This is a genomic window from Novosphingobium sp. TCA1 (genome assembly GCF_009811895.1).
Taxonomy (GTDB): Bacteria; Pseudomonadota; Alphaproteobacteria; order Sphingomonadales; family Sphingomonadaceae; genus Novosphingobium; species Novosphingobium panipatense_A.
In genome coordinates this window covers 1-5,786 of sequence record NZ_BLJH01000078.1, presented here as the reverse complement: position 1 = coordinate 5,786, position 5,786 = coordinate 1, and the positions used below count along the sequence as shown (strand labels likewise).

Below are 5,786 nucleotides of genomic sequence, written 5' to 3'. Positions count from 1 at the left end.
CGTAAGCGGTAAAAATCCTCCACGTTGCGGTTGAACCGCCGCGGCAGGTTTGGCGATGTAATTTCGGTAATCAAGCAGCGGTGACGATGTTGCTTATTTCGAACATGGTTTGCCCGGCGTTTGTATTGACCCAGTTGTATGGGAGCAGATCGTCGATCGGATCGGTGTCGGAGCGGCTGATGATCCGGGCGAGGACATCGGAGAGGTAGGCGTAGGGCTCAAGGTCCAGCATCTTGCAAGTTTCGACCAACGAGGCGATCGCAGCCCAGTTTTCGGCGCCGAGTTGGTGGCCGGCGAACAACGCATTTTTTCTCTGGAGAGTCACTGGCCTGATGGCACGTTCGGCGGTGTTGTTGTCGAGCTCGATCCGTCCGTCGTCGAGGAACCGGCTGAAGCCTGCCCAACGTTTAAGCGCATATTTCATCGCGTCGCTCGTCGCCGAACCGGCCATTATGCGGGGGCTGGTGACAGTGAACCAGGCGTGGAGCTTATCGACCAGCGGACGGCTTCGCTCCTGCCGGGCAGCGAGGCGCTCCTCGGCCGGGCGACCGCGGATGTCTTTCTCGATGCGGTAGATCTCGGCGATGCGCTGCAACGCATCCTGAGCGATCGGAGCATCGCTGCCCGCGTCGACAAACTTACGTCGCAGGTGCGCCCAGCAGTAGGATTTCCAGACGCCAGCATTGGCGCGGTCATCCTTGCCGAACTGGTCGTAGGCTTGCCAGGCATCGACCTGCAGGATGCCCTGGTAGGCCCCCAGCAACTGCCTGGCCCATTTGGCTCCGCGGCCGGGCATATAAGTGTAGAGCGCCAGCGGTGGATCGGCACCCCCATGCGCCCGGTCGTCACAGACGATGACCCACATGTAGCCGGTTTTGGCCTTGCCGGTCCCCGGTGCCAGCACCTTGACGGTGGTTTCGTCGACGAACAGCCGTGATCGAGCAAGTGCATCCACGCGCATCCGCTCGACGATCGGCAGCAGCGCCGCAATGCCCCGGCCGACCCAGTTGGCCAGCGTGGCGCGGCTGATCTCGATGCCCTGCCGCGCGAAGATCTTCGACTGGCGGTAAAGCGGAAGGTGGTCGCAGTATTTGTTGATGAGAACATCGGCGATCAGCGCCTCGGTCGGCAAGCCGCCTGGCACCACGCGCGCCGGTGCCGGGGCCTGGTGTACGCCATCGGTACAGCACCGGCATGCATAGCGCGGCCGGATCGTCACCATGACGCGGTGCTGCGCCGGGATGATGTCGAGCCGTTCCGCACGGTCCTCGCCGATCTTGTGCAGCGTGCCACCACAGGCGCATTCCAGGCTGTCGGGTTCGATCACCACCTCGAAGCGCGGCAGATGCGCCGGCAGCGATGCGCGCTGTGTATCGGCGGGCCGGCGTTTGCGAGGCACGAGGCCATGACGCTCGGTTTCTTCGTCTGTCTTATTCTGCAGGCCCTGGGCCTCACCAAGGGCCACGGCCTGGTCTTCCAGCGCGAGTGCGAGCTGATCGGCAGGAAGCTTCTCCGAACGCTTGCCGAAGGTCGTGCGGTTGATCAGTTTGAGGATATGCTCGAGCCGGGCTGCGCGGGCGCGCTCGGCCAGCAACATCGCCTTGAGCTGCTCGACGTCGTCGGGAAGCTCATCGTATCCGGCTTCTGCGCCGGTCGCTGCGGGGAGTTCTGGATGCGCCGCCACACCTGCATTCTAGGGGATTTTGCCCCGCGAGGAACAGCCTTGCGCCAAGCAGAATCAGGCATGCGGCCTACTGCGCATGAAGCGGTTTGGGCACGCGCGGCACGTGCACGCGCGACCAGTCCAACCCCTCGATCAGCGCCGAGGCTTGCGCCGCCGACAGCTTCATCACCCCGTCTCCCGGGCGTGGCCAACGGAAGTTCCCATCGTGCAATCGCTTCGTCACCAGCACCAGCCCAGTGCCGTCCCAGACCAGGAGTTTGATCCGGTCCGCCCTGCGTGCCCGGAAGATAAACAACATGCCTGAGAAGGGATCGAGCCTGAGCTCGCGCTCGACCAGCGAGGCAAGGCCCACCATTCCTTTCCTGAAGTCCACGGGCTGCGTTGCGACCAGTACCTTCAGGGGGCCGGGCGGGATGATCACGCGCTCACCAGCGCGGCCAACAACACCCGTTCGATGTGATCCGCGCTCACGTCGGGCGGGATGCGGATCAACAGCCCGCTTGCCTCGATGATGATTTGGCCGCTCACTGATGGCACTGCCGCGCTGGACAACTCGTCGACCTTCCCGGGCTCGACCATCGCCGGCACAAAGGTCATTGCCTCCGCGCGCTCCCGCAATCCGCGCCGCCATGTGTACAACTGCTGCGGAAACAGCCCATGACGGCGCGCCACCGCCGACACATTGGCACCCGGCTCAAGGCTTTCCGCGATGATCTGCGCCCGCGCCTCGGGCGTCCAGTGCCGCTTGCCCCGCGGGCTTTCGATCACGTCAAGCCGTTGCACCGGACCCGGGGCGTTCGTATCGAAACATGTTTCGAAATCAGTTTCATCTCTCACTGGTAACCTCGCCATTCATTGCGGCGAAACTTACCAACCTCGGAGCATCTGAAAATGTGGGGGATCTTTACCGCTTACGTTGACTCTGGCTATTATCGGATTTCGACGTTTCGGGCGCCGCCGATTCTGACGTGAAGCATTTCGATGAGCTCTGGGACGACTTTCCAGGACTGGGCAAGGATCTCGCCGGCCTGGCCGCGTAGTGCGTTCTGGCGTTGATCCTCGGGCATCATTTCCGTGCAATGGCCGAGGATGGCGGTCAGTGGGTGGCCAATTTCCGGATTGGATATGTGCGGCTTCCATTCGTCGATGCTGAGCCGCATGCCGAGGTAGAAGCCATTGGCGAAGTCCTCCAGGAGAACTTCGCCGGCGTCCGTGCGCATGTAGATGGGGGCATAGCGTTTCGGACCACCGGACAGGGTCGCGCCAATCTGGCTATACCGCTGGAAGATCGTGTTGCGCACGGCCTCCTCGATACTGCCATCCGGCGCCCAGGCGATGCCGTCTCCGACTATGGGACGCAGCCAGTCTTCAGGAGGAATGAACTGGGGCGATACGACGAGTGCCGTGAGATAGCCGTCGATCATCGATACTCCCGGCATCGGATGCTCGCGAGTGGCCAGCCATTCCTCAAGCTTTTCATGCGTGAGGATGCGCGCTCTTCTGTAAGCGGTAAAAATCCTCCACGTTGCGGTTGAACCGCCGCGGCAGGTTTGGCGATGTAATTTCGGTAATCAAGCAGCGGTGACGATGTTGCTTATTTCGAACATGGTTTGCCCGGCGTTTGTATTGACCCAGTTGTATGGGAGCAGATCGTCGATCGGATCGGTGTCGGAGCGGCTGATGATCCGGGCGAGGACATCGGAGAGGTAGGCGTAGGGCTCAAGGTCCAGCATCTTGCAAGTTTCGACCAACGAGGCGATCGCAGCCCAGTTTTCGGCGCCGAGTTGGTGGCCGGCGAACAACGCATTTTTTCTCTGGAGAGTCACTGGCCTGATGGCACGTTCGGCGGTGTTGTTGTCGAGCTCGATCCGTCCGTCGTCGAGGAACCGGCTGAAGCCTGCCCAACGTTTAAGCGCATATTTCATCGCGTCGCTCGTCGCCGAACCGGCCATTATGCGGGGGCTGGTGACAGTGAACCAGGCGTGGAGCTTATCGACCAGCGGACGGCTTCGCTCCTGCCGGGCAGCGAGGCGCTCCTCGGCCGGGCGACCGCGGATGTCTTTCTCGATGCGGTAGATCTCGGCGATGCGCTGCAACGCATCCTGAGCGATCGGAGCATCGCTGCCCGCGTCGACAAACTTACGTCGCAGGTGCGCCCAGCAGTAGGATTTCCAGACGCCAGCATTGGCGCGGTCATCCTTGCCGAACTGGTCGTAGGCTTGCCAGGCATCGACCTGCAGGATGCCCTGGTAGGCCCCCAGCAACTGCCTGGCCCATTTGGCTCCGCGGCCGGGCATATAAGTGTAGAGCGCCAGCGGTGGATCGGCACCCCCATGCGCCCGGTCGTCACAGACGATGACCCACATGTAGCCGGTTTTGGCCTTGCCGGTCCCCGGTGCCAGCACCTTGACGGTGGTTTCGTCGACGAACAGCCGTGATCGAGCAAGTGCATCCACGCGCATCCGCTCGACGATCGGCAGCAGCGCCGCAATGCCCCGGCCGACCCAGTTGGCCAGCGTGGCGCGGCTGATCTCGATGCCCTGCCGCGCGAAGATCTTCGACTGGCGGTAAAGCGGAAGGTGGTCGCAGTATTTGTTGATGAGAACATCGGCGATCAGCGCCTCGGTCGGCAAGCCGCCTGGCACCACGCGCGCCGGTGCCGGGGCCTGGTGTACGCCATCGGTACAGCACCGGCATGCATAGCGCGGCCGGATCGTCACCATGACGCGGTGCTGCGCCGGGATGATGTCGAGCCGTTCCGCACGGTCCTCGCCGATCTTGTGCAGCGTGCCACCACAGGCGCATTCCAGGCTGTCGGGTTCGATCACCACCTCGAAGCGCGGCAGATGCGCCGGCAGCGATGCGCGCTGTGTATCGGCGGGCCGGCGTTTGCGAGGCACGAGGCCATGACGCTCGGTTTCTTCGTCTGTCTTATTCTGCAGGCCCTGGGCCTCACCAAGGGCCACGGCCTGGTCTTCCAGCGCGAGTGCGAGCTGATCGGCAGGAAGCTTCTCCGAACGCTTGCCGAAGGTCGTGCGGTTGATCAGTTTGAGGATATGCTCGAGCCGGGCTGCGCGGGCGCGCTCGGCCAGCAACATCGCCTTGAGCTGCTCGACGTCGTCGGGAAGCTCATCGTATCCGGCTTCTGCGCCGGTCGCTGCGGGGAGTTCTGGATGCGCCGCCACACCTGCATTCTAGGGGATTTTGCCCCGCGAGGAACAGCCTTGCGCCAAGCAGAATCAGGCATGCGGCCTACTGCGCATGAAGCGGTTTGGGCACGCGCGGCACGTGCACGCGCGACCAGTCCAACCCCTCGATCAGCGCCGAGGCTTGCGCCGCCGACAGCTTCATCACCCCGTCTCCCGGGCGTGGCCAACGGAAGTTCCCATCGTGCAATCGCTTCGTCACCAGCACCAGCCCAGTGCCGTCCCAGACCAGGAGTTTGATCCGGTCCGCCCTGCGTGCCCGGAAGATAAACAACATGCCTGAGAAGGGATCGAGCCTGAGCTCGCGCTCGACCAGCGAGGCAAGGCCCACCATTCCTTTCCTGAAGTCCACGGGCTGCGTTGCGACCAGTACCTTCAGGGGGCCGGGCGGGATGATCACGCGCTCACCCGCGCGGCCAACAACACCCGTTCGATGTGATCCGCGCTCACGTCGGGCGGGATGCGGATCAACAGCCCGCTTGCCTCGATGATGATTTGGCCGCTCACTGATGGCACTGCCGCGCTGGACAACTCGTCGACCTTCCCGGGCTCGACCATCGCCGGCACAAAGGTCATTGCCTCCGCGCGCTCCCGCAATCCGCGCCGCCATGTGTACAACTGCTGCGGAAACAGCCCATGACGGCGCGCCACCGCCGACACATTGGCACCCGGCTCAAGGCTTTCCGCGATGATCTGCGCCCGCGCCTCGGGCGTCCAGTGCCGCTTGCCCCGCGGGCTTTCGATCACGTCAAGCCGTTGCACCGGACCCGGGGCGTTCGTATCGAAACATGTTTCGAAATCAGTTTCATCTCTCACTGGTAACCTCGCCATTCATTGCGGCGAAACTTACCAACCTCGGAGCATCTGAAAATGTGGGGGATCTTTACCGCTTACGC

Annotated in this window: 7 protein-coding genes; all 7 read right to left on the bottom strand. The window is 63.0% G+C overall.

The features are described from left to right. Positions 1-70: 70 nt before the first annotated feature. A complete protein-coding gene (locus tag NTCA1_RS27735; RefSeq protein WP_159832453.1) occupies positions 71-1,597 on the bottom strand; it encodes an IS66 family transposase in 1,527 nt (508 codons plus the stop codon). A gap of 154 nt (positions 1,598-1,751) precedes the next feature. Beyond that, positions 1,752-2,105 carry an IS66 family insertion sequence element accessory protein TnpB gene (tnpB, locus tag NTCA1_RS28930; RefSeq protein ID WP_236549617.1) on the bottom strand — a complete coding sequence of 118 codons (354 nt, stop codon included), beginning with the start codon at positions 2,103-2,105 and terminating at the stop codon, positions 1,752-1,754. After that, positions 2,102-2,521 (bottom strand): transposase, encoded by a 420-nt coding sequence (locus tag NTCA1_RS28925; protein ID WP_159832452.1) that lies wholly within the window; start codon positions 2,519-2,521, stop codon positions 2,102-2,104. The genes tnpB (NTCA1_RS28930) and NTCA1_RS28925 overlap by 4 nt, the downstream gene beginning before the upstream one ends. A 92-nt stretch (positions 2,522-2,613) precedes the next feature. Continuing rightward, positions 2,614-3,174, bottom strand: coding sequence for a UPF0149 family protein (locus NTCA1_RS27720; RefSeq protein ID WP_255490650.1), 561 nt, complete (start codon positions 3,172-3,174; stop codon positions 2,614-2,616). 81 nt (positions 3,175-3,255) lie between these two features. Next, positions 3,256-4,782 carry an IS66 family transposase gene (locus tag NTCA1_RS27715; protein ID WP_159832453.1) on the bottom strand — a complete coding sequence of 509 codons (1,527 nt, stop codon included), beginning with the start codon at positions 4,780-4,782 and terminating at the stop codon, positions 3,256-3,258. Between the two features lie 154 nt (positions 4,783-4,936). Further along, positions 4,937-5,290, bottom strand: a complete 354-nt coding sequence (gene tnpB / locus NTCA1_RS28920; RefSeq protein ID WP_236549617.1) for an IS66 family insertion sequence element accessory protein TnpB — start codon at positions 5,288-5,290, stop codon at positions 4,937-4,939. After that, the gene (locus NTCA1_RS28915; RefSeq protein ID WP_159832449.1) at positions 5,287-5,706 is read right to left on the bottom strand and encodes a transposase; all 420 of its coding nucleotides are present in this window, start codon (positions 5,704-5,706) and stop codon (positions 5,287-5,289) included. The genes tnpB (NTCA1_RS28920) and NTCA1_RS28915 overlap by 4 nt, the downstream gene beginning before the upstream one ends. Positions 5,707-5,786: the final 80 nt, after the last annotated feature.

What these genes read in the sequence shown, in the direction of transcription:
- NTCA1_RS27735 (WP_159832453.1), bottom strand. Translation starts at nt 1,597, where the DNA reads ATGTTGCTGGCCGAGCGCGCCCGCGCAGCCCGGCTCGAGCATATCCTC.
- NTCA1_RS27715 (WP_159832453.1), bottom strand. Translation starts at nt 4,782, where the DNA reads ATGTTGCTGGCCGAGCGCGCCCGCGCAGCCCGGCTCGAGCATATCCTC.